Below are 15,265 nucleotides of genomic sequence, written 5' to 3'. Positions count from 1 at the left end.
ATACTCATATCTTACTTAGGAGTCCTATTTTTTTCAAAGTCGAAAAATAACGATCTACAGGAATGCTAACCTGCTCCGTTAGTTCCATAAAGAAAAAAGAGCTGCTGTTGCAACTCTCTGTTAAAATCTTACACTCTTTTAGCTTAAGAAAGTTTTCTTTCATAAACGTGAAAAAAGTAGTTATAAGGGTTTTTGTCATTCATAATCCCTTTTTCAATAGAAACTTCATTCCATTCATCAAAATTCACATCAGGAAAAAATGTATCTCCTTTAAATTCATAATGAATTTTTGTGATGTACATCTTCCCAACAAAAGGAAGGAAAATATTATAAATCTGCTCCCCTCCGAAAATAAAAATCTCTTCTTCATTTTTACATAACTCAAAAACAGCTTCGATTGAGTGGACAATTTCACAACCGTCAAAATTGAAGCCCTTATCCCTTGTCAGAATTATATTTCTTCTACCAGGTAAAGCTCTTCCAATTGACTCAAGGTTCTTTCTACCCAATATAATTGAATGTCCCTTTGTAATATTTTTAACATACTCCCAATCCTTTGGAATTCTCCAAGGAATGTCATTATCTTTGCCAATTACTCTCTTCCTATCCATCGCAACAATTATAGAAACCTTCATATCTAACACAGCCTTTTAAGCTTATTTTACTATATAATATTGTATCTTTATTGAAATTCCTTGTTGCACTAAACTGCTTCGTTAGTTCAACAAGAAAGAGCTGCCACGATGACAGCTCAGATCTTAAACTCAAGCACCCGTTAGTGGAATTTAAATTCTTAATTGGTTAGCATCGAATAATAAAACTTCGCATCCTGAGATGCAGTATTTAGGTTAATAGAAGTTACTATTGTATAATTCAATGCAATCCCTGCGAATATAGTAAAAATTGCTCCAATACCTTTAGATATTTGTTTGTTATTCTTGTAGAAAAATAACGTTGTTATAACAACAATTAAAAAATATGATGCAGATATTATTATTTTAAATATTTCCATATTAATATCCTCAACCGCAATTCTAAAACGCTCCAAATCTTCGTTATTATCCTTATTCTCTACGACAGTAGAAATGTTGTCTTGATGACCAATTTTCCAAGTAAAGGTGTTTTGTTCTTTTATTACAGTGTATTGCTAGCCTCCTGCTTTTTCTTCACCAATAACAAAAGGTGAGCTGGCAAATACAATTGGAACAACTACTACGAAAAGTATAAAGAACATAAAAAACATTATTAAAATCTTCTCTTTCAAGTACATCTCCCCCATACCCTATTTACAACAATGTTTACTACAGGATTTTGGTAAATGGGGTTAATTCCTTCTTAAAGTAACCTGCCCCGTTATTTCAAGCACCAATGATGTCCTTTGTATAAATAAAGACAATAAACCTTTTTCTATTCTTCGATTAAATTCCCATTTTCATCATAATACTTATATTTATATTCCGCAGATTTATGTTTAGGCAAATCAATCCACGCTACTGAACTTTCGTGTACTTTAAGTTCCTTTTTAAAGATTTGTCCGTTCACGTCTAATTCCACTTTTGCAATCTCATTATCTTCATTAGTCACGAACAAAAACTTTAAATTAGGTAACTCCTCACCATTGAGATTGACCAGGAACGAAGCGAAAGACTGATTTTCCATCTTCTCAATATGATTCCATTCATAGTTCCCTCTTTTATTCTTGGTAAACTGAATATAACCAGGATTATTATTTAATAAAAATGGAACAACCCGTTCATTTTTTATATCCTTAATTTCTAATATTTTTATAGATTGAGAGTTATATCCGTCAATTGATCTAATCACCTTTAAAATGGATTCTTCATCATTACCATACTCTCTCTTCGTAGCGTTTAATATGAATGTTATTAAAATAAGTACTATGATTACTAAAACAACATAAAGGATTTTTTTATTCTTAATTACCATAAACCAATCCCCCCTCATATCTTTATTCTACAAAAATCCAGCACTGCTCCGTTAGTCAAATAAGAAAATAAGATCGCCTTCGTCCGATAATTCTTTATCTCAAATACCCCTGCCTAAATTAACGTTCCTGTATCGTACCCCAGTGTTTAACTAAAGCACCTGTTAGTTGAATAAGGAAAATTAGTTTTCTGGTACATTGAGGTTTTTATAAAAATCATCAACAATTGGATAAATATCTGGTTTTGAAAGGTTTTCTCGGCATCTTCATAAAGTCTAATAGAGTAACTCCAACCTTTTCTTTCTTCTTGATTTTCTTCTGGAATAAACTTTATTTCCTTTATCTTAGTTAAAAATCCCTCAATAACAGCCTTTTCTACGATTGTTTTTTTATTGCCCGTACTGCCTTTTACTATAACTATCTTAGTTACATCACCAAGGTCTTTTATATAAAATTCAGGCAATGTCTGTGTCTTTAAACTGCATCCGACTAAAATAAAGGAAAACAATAAGATAATACCAATTATATTTTTTATATTCCATCACTCCCCCTGTAATATTTAACGTTAATCTTTTGGTCTGGGTTACTCATCTTTAACCAACCTGCCCCGTTAGCAAAATAAGAAAACGGGATAGCCGTAGCCATCCCATTTTTAACTTAAGCACCCGTTAGCTCATCAAGGACTATTACTATTTAACGTTATTAAGCTAGATAAACTTTTCCCCAATTGGTGTAACTATTCCATCCATACTAATAGAATTTTTCTTTTTACGATATTCTTCTAAGTCTTGTTCGCTTTTATTGGTAGCCCACTGTTGAAGAGTATCTCGTTCACCATTGTATGAATAAAATGGAACACTAAAACCACATGACGTTTTTACCGTTTCAATCTTTGCATGAATTATTTGACGAGAACCAGGTAGGATATCAAAGTGCTTAGCCATGTCATCCCATTCTGGTGAGTCTGGTAATACTATCTTACCTCTTCCGTATAGACGTAAAATCATCGGGGGACCTTCAAAAGCTAAGAACATAAAAGTAATTCTACCGTTATCTATTAAATGGGCACTTGTTTCATTTCCACTACCAGTTAAATCTAAATAAGCGACCTCAATTGGTGAAAATATCCTTAGTACATCATGACCTTTAGGGGAAATGTTAACATGTCCGTCTGTTGATAGTGGTGCTGAACCAACGAAAAAAATCCGTTGTTTTCTTATAAATTCTTCATGTTTTGAAAGTATTGATGAATAAACTGTTCCCATAATATATCCTCCTCGCCTCACCAATTGTTTAAAATAAAAAGCCTACCATCTCATAAGAGACGATAGACCATCGTGGTACCACTCTTGTTAATTTGCTATTACAATAAATCCACTTTATAACTGATTACGGATGTAAACCGTTAAGACTTACATATCAGCCTTACCACTCGCGGGCGAGTTGATGACTTTATTGACTGTCTTTCACCAGCCGACAGCTCTCTAAACAATAAACATTCCTTCATACTCCCAGTCACTGTGTTTTTAAATTTTGTAATTTTCTCAATTTTATTATGTATTATTAAATTGGTCAACCATATTTTTCTATTTCTTGTTCAACTAAACTGCTTCGTTTGTTTAAGTAAAAACCTTCACAATCTTCGTTCTATATTTCAACATAAATATCCTGGTGGCCATTCTTTTTTTATTGAAGCATCGCCCCTATAGCGGAGCACTGACGATTTTTGGAGACGCTGTTCACCAACCTGTCGACTTCATAAAACCCATAATTGTATTGGCATTCATATGCAGTTTATACTGAATAATAAGATATCTTTCAAGACCTACAACCAAAATGATAAAGGAGAGATTATTCAATGAAGCTCGATATTTACATTAACTATCGCGGAGTTTGCGAACAGGCTTTTCGGTTCTATGAACATCATCTCGGAGGCAGGATAACGTCGATGATGGCTTTCAAACAACTGCCAGATCCGACGAACGTTCCGGTAGGTCGGGAAAACGACATTCTTCATGCTACCATCGAGATTGGGGACACGGTGCTAAGAGGAGCCGATATCCCCAACGCTGAGCCTATGCGGAGTGTCTATCTGACACTCAGGGTATACAATGCAGAAGAGGCGGAGAGGATTTATACCTTGCTTTCTGAAGGAGGAGAAATCTTTATGCCCATGGAAGAAACCTTTTTCGCTTTGCGTTTTGCTCAGCTGAGAGACAGGTTTGGAACGTCATGGATGCTCCTTTGTGAGCATCAGTCCACAGAAGCCTAGTCTATTCGGATGAAGTCCACATCCTTCGCTTCTTTGGTTAACCTCAGCCATTCAACACAATATCGGCTGCTTTTTTTGAGCAGCCGAACGTTCTTTAAGTAATGCACCCGTTAGTGAAATAAGTAAGTTTCTAAGATTTCCATGCTATTTTGTAAGGAGTAATACTTCCTAGATATTCAAGAAACCGAAAAAAGAATTATAGTAATTACCCAACTGAATACTGTAATACCTAAAAAGGAATTTCTCATTTTATTTCGTGTTTCATTAGTGAGACATTTTAAGTATCGACGAGTTCCCAATCCAATGGACCAAGCAACTATAATAAATACAGCTAAAACAGTAATAAACCTTGGATTTGGGAAAGTATCGCCCAATGTAGTTACAGCCAAACCATTCAACCCAAAATATAAAAGTAAAATAAGTGCTATCCCGTAACCACTTAAAAACCATATACCGTTTTTCTTCTTAGTCATCTTATCCCTCCTTGTTTTTCAATCTAAACATCCCCTGTAACAAAGAAAATTAATGATAATATTTTACCATAAAATTCTAATTCCTTCTTCAATTAACCTGCTTCTTTAGCTTAATAAGAACCGCCGTTTCAATTTTATAAAAACGGTCAATAATTCCTGAAAAAAGAATTTTTTGGGGAGAGATGAACTTGTTATTATCTCAAGCATGGGAAACGTATGAATCTGATAAACGCATTGAAGGCTTTTCGAGAGCATTGCCCAGATGCGATACATTATTAAGCGAATTTCAAACCGTGCCAGCATTAACAAAGGCATTCATCCGCACCAACTAAGGCACAGCTATGCAACCCACTTATTGAATAATGGAGCACCTCTAGATGTTATTCAAAGCCTATTAGGTCATGAAAAAAGTGAAAATATGCCCAGTTAAGCGGAAGCATCAGGCAGGAATTATATAGGAAGTTTTTTTAGAATAAATAAGCAACGCATCTCACGATAGCGTTGCTTTATTTCACTCTTGCCCCCATTAGTTTAAGCGAAAATCTTCACAAAGTATCTGGAAGGAAGTTGCTTTAGTCCTAATGTAATAAAATAATAAGCCCTTTCTGTTTTTATGCAGAAGGACTTAAATATGGATTGAAATTGATTCTAATTATTTATTAATTCATCCCTATCAGGAGCCATAGGAGGCTGTTCTAGCCATCCATTTTTAATCATTATATTAGCCCCATCTTCAGCATACATAGCTATTTCAGCAGTAAGTCCTACATAATGCAGACCTATATCCCTTCTAGGACTCATCGCCATACTTGTACCATAAAATCCAATACTTAGGGCAATAAGGGATGTAGTATAGTACATCATAAGTTTATCTGAAAAAGTAAAAGCTGTAGACTCTGTTACATTTGAATCCCCTGACATAGGTAATGGAAGGTAATCCTCTTTAAGGATAGCTCCAAAAACATCACAATGCTTTTTTGCAATTTCTACACCTCTAAATAAAAACTTAGCTACCTCTTTTGACTGTGCAACTTGACTAAATCCTATTAAGGTTTCAACTCCAAAAGCATTTCTTTGAAAATTAACAAAGAGGTTTGATATTTCTGTACCTACTAATGGTCTCTTTTCCCCAAAAAAGCCTTTAAGAAAACTTTGTTTTTTAATAAAATCAATATCCTCTGGTATAGGTAAATAAGGAGACCTGATATAAAGACCTTTAGATAATAAAAGCTCTTTTACATCCCTAAGAAAATTTATTAATTGTGAAATACACTCACTAAAATGACTGTAAACATCTGCCCTAACTGATACTGACAGATGGATACTGTATCCTTGCAAAGCAATTTGTGATGCATGATGAAGGTAATTCAAAAAATATGTGTCTGAATACAACCTAGGAGCATTTATATTTACATCCTCAATAAGTTTAAATCCATAAGGTATTGGATACTTTTCTTTGTTGAAAATCTCAGTTAGTGTTTTAAGATTTCCTTGAGCAATACCAAAAGCATGTTTGACTAATGCTTTAATCTCTTCATCCTCAACTATGGTTAAAAAGTATTTAAACTGACAAGCAATGGCAGTATCATTAATATAGGATGTCCAAAGAGCGGTTATCTCTGCTGATGTAAGCTGTACCTGATTGCCTTTCTCCATATATAAACCTCCATCTAACCAAACAATCCTTTCTTGTACAATATTCCCTAATTTTTCTAACAATATGTAAATAAAAAATCCTACTGCTTTTTACAGTAAGCTAAAACAATCTATAATTACTTCCTAAACATAGCTGCCCGTAGAGTTTAAGTACAAAGATTCACAATCTTATTAATTTTGGTTAGATTCTTTAGAAATAGCTCGCTCTACTAATAATTGATAAAAATAAATTATGATATTGCCATAGAAACAGACAAAATGAAAAAATGTTTATGTCTCATTTTTTTTAACTCAAAAACCCCAACCTAGATAGTTTAAGATGAAATCTTTAAAGTTGGAAATCTGAAGTCCCATTCAAGATTTATCTGATTATCTCCGCCAACTCTAAAATAATTCCCTCTGGACCACGAACGTAGCATAACTTATAACTTTCTTCATATTTCTGTATCTCACTAAAGATTTCCGTGCCCTTCTTTTTCAATTTTGCAACAATAGCTTCAATATCTTCAACTTCAAAACAAATATGTCGGATACCCAGTGTATTTGCAAAAGGTTGCTGAATATCTTTTTCATCTGACGGGTTATAAAATTTAACTAGCTCTATCCATACCTGACCATCTGGCATTCCCAATCCTACACATGCCGTGCTAACATCTTTAAGCCCAACTATTCTGTCCAACAGTTCTCCATCCAATTCCCATTCCGCTTGCACTTCAAGTCCTAAATCAATAAAAAACGCTTTAGCCTCGGAAAGATCATTTACGTTTATACTCACATGATCTATTCTATTGATTCTCATATCTCATACCTCCTTTGTTCCTGTTATTTTCAATCCCTGTATTCGTGTTAGGTTGTTTGGTATTCCATTTCGCTCAAAACAGAAAATATCCTTCTTCAACAAACCTGCTTCTATAGTGCAATAAGAAAAATAGGATCGCCGCAGCCACTCCAATCTTTAACTAATGTCATGGTACTTGAAGAGATGTATTTAATATTTTATAAATGTTGTAACGCTTCAATTCGAAACAACTGTACGTGTTTTAGTTCGTTTATCCAATTCTTTTTGTCAAAATGATATTCACCGAATTTATCCTTATATGTAAGCTGTAAAAGGTTTATTGTCCTTGCTTCACTAGGAACATTTATTGATTCTGGCAATACTTTTTTTCCATCTCAGTATTCATAAATCTCAACTACATCGCCAAACTCCATAAATTCTTCTAAAAAAGAGAAAAGTGAGAGTTTTTCATAATCAATCTCATAAACATATGGCAATGTTAAGAGGAAATCACCACGGGAATCCTCAACCGAACCAATTATAAAAGCCACCGATTGCTTAATTAGATTTCAATATCTTCTCAAAATTCCCGACTACTTCGACCCGACTTTATAGTAATATTAACACCTGTTGCTTCACCATTTTCAATGTGGTTTTCCATCTTTGATACATCAATATTCGCCTCAATTTTTACCTTTTTACTCTCTTTTCCTTCTAACTTTACTTCGTATGGGAGATTATTATTCATAAGCGATACCATTTGTAAATTATCTTGGTTTTGATCATAAAATTCTATGGTGAATTGTATTTCATTTCTGCTGTAATTTTCAAAAGGAAGTTCACATACTCCATTCAATGTTGTCTTATTAATCATTTCAAAACTACAATTACTTTTTTCACGGTCATATGTAACTGCGTAAATTCCTGTTGCAAATGTTTTTTGAAACGATCTGGCAAGAAAAGGAGGAGTAAAAATTGCGATCATAATTGCAATCATTACTAATCTTTTATGGTATTTCCTCAATGATTTCAAAAGAAAATATAGGCTTACAATTAGTAAAAAGAAGGATGTAATTCCTACATAATTTAACCCATTTACATTTTGAACAGGTATATTAAAAACCGAAACAACTGTGTCTCCATAAGGGGTTACATCAGGAAAAGGGAAATTTAATGCCATTGACGCAAAAAAAGGAATAAGAGCAATAAAGAAATATTTTTTATCTTTTATCAATATGACCACATCCATTCAAGGGGTACTTACTCTAGCAAATTCTCGCCATACCAACCAATTTTTGTTCCGTTAGCGGAACAAGTAAAACAGCCGCCGAAGCTGCTCATTGTTTAGCTCTTGCACCCGATTGTTTAAATCCATTACTTCACAGCCTTTTCAGTAATAATAGCATATATATCTATTAAAAAATCACCTCACCTCTAAGTACTCATAGAGGTGAGGTGATTTTAATCAAGCCTTACAAAATCCCCTGCTTTGATTTGATTCTTTTCAAACCATCCAAGATTTACTTCGATTGCATAGTGATAAGAAAGTTCAGGATCATAAATAGGACATTCATCCTCTATACAAGGGGCCATATCTAGAATTTTTAGAATTTTTCCATCTGAATCAAGAAATGCAATTGATAAAGGAATTAATGTGTTTTTCATCCAAAAGCCGATATTTGTTTTTCCTGAAAACACAAATAGCATCCCCTCGTTTTCAGGTAATTTTCCAACAAACATTAAGCCCTTATCTCTTTTTTCTTGTGTATCTGCAACTTGTACGGTTAATTTGATGATCCTTTCTCCACTAGATACTTTAATCATTTTTGTTTGGAGTCCTGTTTTTTTTTCCTGACGAAAAAGAAAACCGATTAATTTTAATCCATTTTTCCACATATTCACTCACCTTGTCTTTTCACTTGATTAAAGGAGGAAAGTTGGAGATAAAACGAAAACAAGAAGAAAAAAGCAACAAGGAAAACTCCTTATCACTTCCTATACTTATTATATGGCTTTACATTTAGTACTTTATTTTCAATAATTCATTTTGATTGAGTACGTTTAGTAATCCGCCATACCTGAATAAAAGTTGATATCAAGGGTAGTATACCTCTGTAAACATTAATGAGGTGATGGAAATGTCTAATCTGATGAAACAAGAAGAAATGGAAACATTAAGAGAGTTAATCAAAGACGTAGACACGGCCATGCTTACTACGGTAACTGAAGAAGGGCTTGTTTCTCGTCCTATGAAAACACAAGAAGTAGAATTTGATGGCGACTTATGGTTTTTCACTAAGAAAGAGACTAATAAATATGAAGAAATTTTACATGATCAAGATGTTAATGTGACTTATGCAGGTAAATCCTATGTTTCCGTCCGTGGAAGAGCGGAAATCGTAGAGGATTTAGAAAAGAAAAAGGAATTGTGGAACAATGCAAATGAGAAAATTATGCAAACTTCTTATGATGATCCCAACGTTATACTGATAAAGGTAAAAGCGGAAGCAGCCGAATATTGGGAAACCGGTAATTTTACGAAGAAAATCGCCTTTCTCTATGAACGCATGACAGGGCAAAATTCTAAATCGACAGATATTAATGAAACTGTTGAATTGAATTAATAACAGCAAAAATGGGTTGTCTGGCCATCGGACAATCCATTTAGCTATGTTAAGTTATGTTGTACATTTGTAGCTTAATTATCTCTGGGTTAATACTGAAAGAGGAATTCATGGTATTCAAATTATATGTTATTTAAAGTGTATCTTTCTCAATAAATTTTATTAAAAAGAAACTTAGCTAACGTTCTCTAATGATTTTTAACATTTCCTCTTGGTTTCCATTTGCGAACATGTACCTAGCAACTAGAGCGTCGTTTCCTCTACTGTCTGGATTGTTCGCTGGTGGATGCCAAAGATGAAATACTTTAGCGTCGTAGTTCACAAAATTCCCGCACAGTGTATTTACTGACCAAGCAAAAGCGTCATCTTCCCCTCCCCAGCCGATAAAACGTTCATCAAAACCACCGACTTTTTCAAAATTCTTTTTTGGGATAAGGTTTACTTTACCGGCAAATCCATCGTACATCCAATTAACTTTATGGCAATCTTCTAATTTTACATTTAAAGGCCAGCCCGGTTTAGTTTTCATCACTGTATCTGTAACATCCATTGGAACATCATATACTTCCTTAAATGGAATTACCCATGCTGCAGATTGCAATAATTTTATCGATTCTAGAATAATGTTAGGGTCGAACACAGTATCAGCATCAACAATTAAAAGAATATCTCTTGTAGCTTCTTTCGCAGCAAGATTTACAGCCTTGGCCTTATTAAATCGACTAACTTTTGTTCTACCAACAATCATTTCGGCATTAGGCATGGTCGTTTGAAAAAATTTTCTCACCCATAGAAATGCTTCAAGTCGGGGACCAAAATCATTTTGAAAAGGTATGATTATTGAAACATTCTCAAACATATAACTTCTCCTTTCTATATTAAAAGAACATCCTTTAAATGTCTTATTCATATCGTATTCACTTTGGCTTAAATTGGGTTGAACAATTTATATAAAAACAATCACGATTCCATAATGCTGTACAAGACCTGCAATATTAATAAAAGTACCATGAAAAAGGCACAAATAATTGTGCCTTACAACGGTGAGTTTCCCTTGATATATACATTTTTTTTAAATATTCTACAGTGTTTATTTTGGTTTGAATTATTAACTATAATTGAACAAGAAAAAGAGCCGCCGCAGCAACCCTTTGTTAAAAATAAGACCCTTAAATTAAAGTACATATACTTATAATCAATTTCTTTTGTTCTTTGGATACAAGAATTCAAAGATGAAAGCAATAAGACATAGTACCATCACTGTATCAATTATATTTTGAACCAAGAATGATTCAATTTTTAGAATACGAGTGATAATATCAGAAAATAAAACAAGAAAGAAAATCGACCACAATATTTTTTGCTTTTTAGAAAGATTAGAAACAGGCTCAAAAAAAGTCGTTAACTTCATAAAATATCTCCTATTTACCTTTTATTTATCTATTTCAATTATATCAACAAAAGGTCATAACCCCCATTTTTTTACTAAATAAACATATGCCTACTTCAACTTAACTGCCCTGATAGTTAAAATAAAGCTTAACTCTTCAACTCAAGCACCCTTTAGTTGAAAAAGAATTAACCTCAATAGCTTGTTAAGAACACCTTCCCTGTGGTTGTTTTAGAAGATTCAACAACATCAACAGCCTTTTTTACGTTTAATAAGTCGTATTGAGAATCTACCTTCATCAAACTTAATCTTTTATCATTTATTAGGGTTATCAATTGGTTAAAAATTTCTTGCCATTTATCTGCTGAGACATTTTTATTCCAATTTCGTAAATGAAACATATTAGCATTCACTTTTGCTTTATTAATTATATCTGCCCAGCTTACTTGTACCCCAGATAAAAGACCGATAGTTAAAAAATTACCATTAGGGTGTACACAAAAAGCCAATTCGTTTCCAGATGAACCTCCAACCGAATCAATAGCAGCATCTGCACCAATTCCATTTGTTAATTCCATAACTGTTTTATAGAGTGGGACTTTAGAGGTATCTATCACATAAGAGGCACCAAGATGAAGTAGATCTTCTGTATATTTATTATTTCTAGTAACTGCAATCAATCGAAAACCTAAAACCTTCGATAATTGAGTAAAAATATGCCCAATAGAAGAACCACACGCGTTAACCAATAAAACATCATCTGGTCTTAATTTTAAAACTTCCGTACAAGTTACCAATGCCGTTATTGGATTTATATACATCTGTGAAGCCGTAAAGTCATTAATAGAATCTGGTATAAAAACTGCGAATTCTGCTGATGTCTTAACAAATTCTTGCCAAGTGCCTTCCCCACGTAAAGGTAAAACACGTTTACCAATAAGATTATGAGAAACTAAAGAACCAACATCTTCTACAATTCCAACTCCTTCGTAACCAGGAATATTTGGTAAAGAAATCCGATGAGAATATGCCCCTCTAATCGGTATTAAGTCAGAAGGATTTATAGGTCGTGCTACCATTCGAACAAGTATTTCATTATCATTTGGTGGTTCAATGCCTTTATATTCAACTTTTAAAACATCTTTAGGAATACCGAATTCGTAGAATTTTATACATTTTGCATCCAAAACTATAAGTCTCCTTAATATAAATCAGATTTATTTAATTATATCATCTTCAACTAAACTGCTACTTCAGCACAAAGAAAATTAGCTGCCTGATGATCCTTTTCATCCATCAGATTATCCTCCTTCCCTACTACATATGATGGAAATGACTGGTTAAACTAAAGTAAGACGAAATAAATAGAAAGGGGGAAAAAGCTGTGACACGGAAACTTATAGCCTTTTTTCTGTTTGCCAGCCTTCTTTTCACCGGCGTTTTTCAAACAGACGGCGAACCGCCAACCGACCCTGTCCAGATGGGGAGGGAGGAAGGATATTATGAAGGAATCCGTTCGGGGCTTGAAGACCGTCATAATTTCAGGATCTCCCGTGCTTGGCAGCAGATGCCACGGTCCCAACTGAGCTTGGACAACAAGATGGAAATAGTTCAGCCTCTCATAAAAATAGGTCTTCTTCGACAGGTGTACCTCTCTTTTTCCTCTGGGGAGAATTTCTACGCCTACCTTCATGCCCATCCGGAAATGAATGCAGTACAGGCGGCCCAGCGGATACTCGGGCAGAGGTTTGTGAGGGCGTACGAAAAAAGTTTCCAGAAAGGTTATGAGAAATCCCTCACTGCCCCACCGGAAAAGGCGGCAAGTTACGCGGCCTTATTGAGGGCGAAAAAAAAATAAGGGGGAAAACAACGGGGCAACCTCAAGGATGCCCTTTAAACTGTTCTGTTAGTTGCACTAAGAAATTAAGACAAAGGAACCTAAGAACACCTTCTTCAATTTTGTTCCTTAATGGAGCAAGAAAAAACCCTAATTGGCTGGATGTATATATTCCCATCGATTTGTTGTTTAGGATAGAAATTGCTTTAATAATATAGCACGCAGACTTTCTGATAAAGCATCAACCGATAGAACTTTTTCAAGTTTCTCTTTATTAAATCTGTCAAAAAATTTTACATCATTAACTAATGATACAGAAACTTGTTGAGGATGTTCTTCAAGAAGGACTAAGTCATCGCTAGGTGTTACCATTCCCTCCTTCAATACTCTTAAAAGGAACCCTGTATAGCCAGTACCTCTCATTCGAAAGACCTTTTTAGGTAATTCATATTTTGCAGCAAGTTTATAACAAGGATTTCGGGGTTGGGAGACCTGAATAACTGCTTCACCAAAAATAAAAATATCTCCAACAGACCCCTTATAATAAGTGGTTTTCCTTTAAATGAATAACAACCACCGGGTAAAGTATTGAAATCGAAAAAACCATTGCACCGTAGCAATCGCCTTTTTTTAACTTAAACGTTGGAACAAACAAGTTATATGTTGGTTGAATTGTTGGCTTTGATTTTAGAAGCAGTAAAAACGATAAAATCTGTATCCCTGGAACCGCCGACAGAGAAAGATGCTTCACTTCGTAAGCTACTCGTTTTGAGTTCATATAGGACTAACCCAGAGGGAGAGGCCTCAGCTAAAGGTGTCTTATCTAAGAATGAAAAACCAGTTGTTGTAGCTGACATAAATTCTACAAATGGAGGGATATTATCGGTCGTGCTATATATTTCAGTTCCATTGCGGAAGATAGAAAATTGTATCAATAAAGCAAAGTTATTACGATTTATGGATTGAATAGTTGCATGTAACAAAACTCGATCACTCGGATCATCTATATGCAAAGTGGCTGTCCCTATTGTAATTGGAGACAATCTAATAGGTATATTAAAGAAATCAGTTCCCGGTAAAACACTTCCATCAAATTCTGTAAGCAATCCCTGTTCACCGTTAACTGGTGTAGATGAAATATTAATTACGGGATTGACGTTAACTGTCGGGTTAAAAGTATTCTTATTAATATTTTTTATTGGACAACAACATGGATTCTTATCGCAACATGGACAATTTTTTGAATTAGACTTTTTTTTACTATCGCTCAACCATAAGCATCACCTTTCTTTTAAAATACTATAGTATATAGACATGTTGTCCTTTCTGCTTGTATTCTTGTGACACAAAAAGCAATAATTCACAAATGTATAAAATAGACAGTCTGATACAGCATTGCCCAATGTAACAAAACATCCATTCTGTTACATTCAGGTTTTACCTAGATCCCCAGAAAAGCAGAAAACTCAGCTGAACATTTTTAACAATAGCACCCGTTAGTTTAAGTGCGTTTCTTCACAATTTTTACTGTTTCATACTTAGTTTTGTCTTGAAGAAATCCCCACCCTTTTGTTTTTCATCATCAGTTCCCCAATATATTTCTTTGTTCATTTGTTGTAGTTTTGGGATATGTTTTGAACAGTGAATATACGCTTCATCAACTTTTACCATCACCCAACGTTTGGGTTTGTTTCCTTCTTTTTCTTCAATATCATTTATTATCTCTTCAGGAATATTAAATGAGCATAAATGGCTATTTTCTATAATGGCAGCCTTACCATTAACATGTAACCCTATGTTATTCTCAAAAAAATCTATAAACATTAGTCCAATATGTGGATTTTCTATGATGTTACCTAAACTTGCCATAACTCCATTCCCTTTATATTCGGGATAAATGATTGTTTTATCATCAATAACACGTACAAAACCTGTTGAGCCAGCTCTAAAAGAGGAGTCACAATTTCCATTAGAATCAGCCGTTGCTATGAACATCATACCTTGTTTCGATATAAAATCTGTCATCTTATTGTTTAGGTAATTAAGCATTTGATTTTCATAAAAAGAGGATGCTCTCTTGGTTGTTCCATATTGTTCTTGAAGTAAATGTTCTCCTCTTGACATCGTTCAACATCCTTTTTAATAATTATTTGACTATTATTTTAACACATAGTTTGAACGAAATTAGAAATTGTTAAATTTCAAAGTATTGTGTTTATTGAAGTAACCTGCTTAGTTAGTGGAACAAGAAAAAAAGGAACCGCATCTAGAATTCCTTGTTTCGTTCAAG

18 protein-coding genes, 1 pseudogene and 1 other annotated feature are annotated in these 15,265 nt (G+C 34.0%); of the genes and pseudogenes, 4 read left to right on the top strand and 15 right to left on the bottom strand.

Annotated elements, in window-relative coordinates; all coding sequences use genetic code 11:
- Window positions 1-143: 143 nt before the first annotated feature.
- The 4 genes from dfr to FS608_RS28275 all read right to left on the bottom strand — a co-directional run bounded on the left by dfr (window position 144) and on the right by FS608_RS28275 (window position 3,210).
- Complete coding sequence (dfr, locus tag FS608_RS28290; protein ID WP_144555891.1) at window positions 144-635, bottom strand: DfrD/DfrG/DfrK family trimethoprim-resistant dihydrofolate reductase; 492 nt, start codon at window positions 633-635, stop codon at window positions 144-146.
- A 772-nt stretch (window positions 636-1,407) separates the two neighbouring features.
- Window positions 1,408-1,947 carry a hypothetical protein gene (locus tag FS608_RS28285; protein ID WP_144555889.1) on the bottom strand — a complete coding sequence of 180 codons (540 nt, stop codon included), beginning with the start codon at window positions 1,945-1,947 and terminating at the stop codon, window positions 1,408-1,410.
- Window positions 1,948-2,093: 146 nt separating this feature from the next.
- Entirely contained in the window at window positions 2,094-2,408 is a 315-nt protein-coding gene (locus FS608_RS28280; protein ID WP_260871853.1) for a hypothetical protein, read from the bottom strand.
- Between the two features lie 244 nt (window positions 2,409-2,652).
- The gene (locus tag FS608_RS28275) at window positions 2,653-3,210 is read right to left on the bottom strand and encodes a pyridoxamine 5'-phosphate oxidase family protein (RefSeq protein WP_144555888.1); all 558 of its coding nucleotides are present in this window, start codon (window positions 3,208-3,210) and stop codon (window positions 2,653-2,655) included.
- A 52-nt stretch (window positions 3,211-3,262) separates the two neighbouring features.
- Window positions 3,263-3,473 (bottom strand) — a binding site (T-box leader).
- 330 nt (window positions 3,474-3,803) lie between these two features.
- Here FS608_RS28275 and FS608_RS28270 point away from each other — a divergent pair.
- The gene (locus tag FS608_RS28270; protein WP_144555887.1) at window positions 3,804-4,217 is read left to right on the top strand and encodes a VOC family protein; all 414 of its coding nucleotides are present in this window, start codon (window positions 3,804-3,806) and stop codon (window positions 4,215-4,217) included.
- Between the two features lie 176 nt (window positions 4,218-4,393).
- Here the strand turns inward: FS608_RS28270 and FS608_RS28265 are convergent, their stop codons facing one another.
- Window positions 4,394-4,690 (bottom strand): hypothetical protein, encoded by a 297-nt coding sequence (locus FS608_RS28265; RefSeq protein WP_144555886.1) that lies wholly within the window; start codon window positions 4,688-4,690, stop codon window positions 4,394-4,396.
- A 250-nt stretch (window positions 4,691-4,940) separates the two neighbouring features.
- Between FS608_RS28265 and FS608_RS28260 the strand changes: the two are divergent.
- A pseudogene (locus tag FS608_RS28260) lies at window positions 4,941-5,161 on the top strand (tyrosine-type recombinase/integrase); the annotation flags it as partial.
- A gap of 177 nt (window positions 5,162-5,338) precedes the next feature.
- Here the strand turns inward: FS608_RS28260 and FS608_RS28255 are convergent.
- The 5 genes from FS608_RS28255 to FS608_RS28240 all read right to left on the bottom strand — a co-directional run bounded on the left by FS608_RS28255 (window position 5,339) and on the right by FS608_RS28240 (window position 9,020).
- Window positions 5,339-6,346, bottom strand: coding sequence for a DUF3231 family protein (locus tag FS608_RS28255; RefSeq protein ID WP_144555885.1), 1,008 nt, complete (start codon window positions 6,344-6,346; stop codon window positions 5,339-5,341).
- 361 nt (window positions 6,347-6,707) lie between these two features.
- Complete coding sequence (locus FS608_RS28250) at window positions 6,708-7,145, bottom strand: VOC family protein (RefSeq protein WP_144555884.1); 438 nt, start codon at window positions 7,143-7,145, stop codon at window positions 6,708-6,710.
- Window positions 7,146-7,519: 374 nt separating this feature from the next.
- Window positions 7,520-7,675: a hypothetical protein gene (locus tag FS608_RS31025; RefSeq protein WP_222127425.1), complete on the bottom strand. Its 156-nt coding sequence runs from the start codon at window positions 7,673-7,675 to the stop codon at window positions 7,520-7,522.
- A gap of 29 nt (window positions 7,676-7,704) precedes the next feature.
- The gene (locus tag FS608_RS28245) at window positions 7,705-8,358 is read right to left on the bottom strand and encodes a hypothetical protein (protein ID WP_144555883.1); all 654 of its coding nucleotides are present in this window, start codon (window positions 8,356-8,358) and stop codon (window positions 7,705-7,707) included.
- Between the two features lie 227 nt (window positions 8,359-8,585).
- Window positions 8,586-9,020, bottom strand: a complete 435-nt coding sequence (locus FS608_RS28240; RefSeq protein ID WP_144555882.1) for a DUF192 domain-containing protein — start codon at window positions 9,018-9,020, stop codon at window positions 8,586-8,588.
- Between the two features lie 242 nt (window positions 9,021-9,262).
- On the opposite strand from FS608_RS28240, the gene FS608_RS28235 reads away from it, so the two are divergent.
- A complete protein-coding gene (locus FS608_RS28235) occupies window positions 9,263-9,748 on the top strand; it encodes a pyridoxamine 5'-phosphate oxidase family protein (RefSeq protein ID WP_144555881.1) in 486 nt (161 codons plus the stop codon).
- A gap of 178 nt (window positions 9,749-9,926) precedes the next feature.
- Here FS608_RS28235 and FS608_RS28230 read toward each other — a convergent pair whose 3' ends face one another.
- On the bottom strand, window positions 9,927-10,607 hold the full coding sequence (locus tag FS608_RS28230; protein WP_186328934.1) for a galactosyltransferase-related protein: 681 nt from the start codon (window positions 10,605-10,607) through the stop codon (window positions 9,927-9,929).
- A 725-nt stretch (window positions 10,608-11,332) separates the two neighbouring features.
- Complete coding sequence (locus FS608_RS28225; RefSeq protein ID WP_144555879.1) at window positions 11,333-12,325, bottom strand: zinc-dependent alcohol dehydrogenase family protein; 993 nt, start codon at window positions 12,323-12,325, stop codon at window positions 11,333-11,335.
- A gap of 197 nt (window positions 12,326-12,522) precedes the next feature.
- Here FS608_RS28225 and FS608_RS28220 point away from each other — a divergent pair, with 197 nt between their 5' ends.
- Window positions 12,523-12,996: a hypothetical protein gene (locus tag FS608_RS28220; protein WP_144555878.1), complete on the top strand. Its 474-nt coding sequence runs from the start codon at window positions 12,523-12,525 to the stop codon at window positions 12,994-12,996.
- A gap of 168 nt (window positions 12,997-13,164) precedes the next feature.
- Here FS608_RS28220 and FS608_RS28215 read toward each other — a convergent pair whose 3' ends face one another.
- The 3 genes from FS608_RS28215 to FS608_RS28205 form a co-directional block, all read right to left on the bottom strand.
- Window positions 13,165-13,497 carry an MOSC domain-containing protein gene (locus FS608_RS28215; protein ID WP_144555877.1) on the bottom strand — a complete coding sequence of 111 codons (333 nt, stop codon included), beginning with the start codon at window positions 13,495-13,497 and terminating at the stop codon, window positions 13,165-13,167.
- 134 nt (window positions 13,498-13,631) lie between these two features.
- Window positions 13,632-14,246, bottom strand: a complete 615-nt coding sequence (locus tag FS608_RS28210; protein ID WP_144555876.1) for a hypothetical protein — start codon at window positions 14,244-14,246, stop codon at window positions 13,632-13,634.
- A gap of 253 nt (window positions 14,247-14,499) precedes the next feature.
- Window positions 14,500-15,099 carry a pyridoxamine 5'-phosphate oxidase family protein gene (locus FS608_RS28205; RefSeq protein WP_144555875.1) on the bottom strand — a complete coding sequence of 200 codons (600 nt, stop codon included), beginning with the start codon at window positions 15,097-15,099 and terminating at the stop codon, window positions 14,500-14,502.
- Window positions 15,100-15,265: the final 166 nt, after the last annotated feature.

This window comes from Bacillus sp. X1(2014), from assembly GCF_007678255.1.
This window is presented reverse-complemented; position numbering and strand designations above follow the sequence as displayed.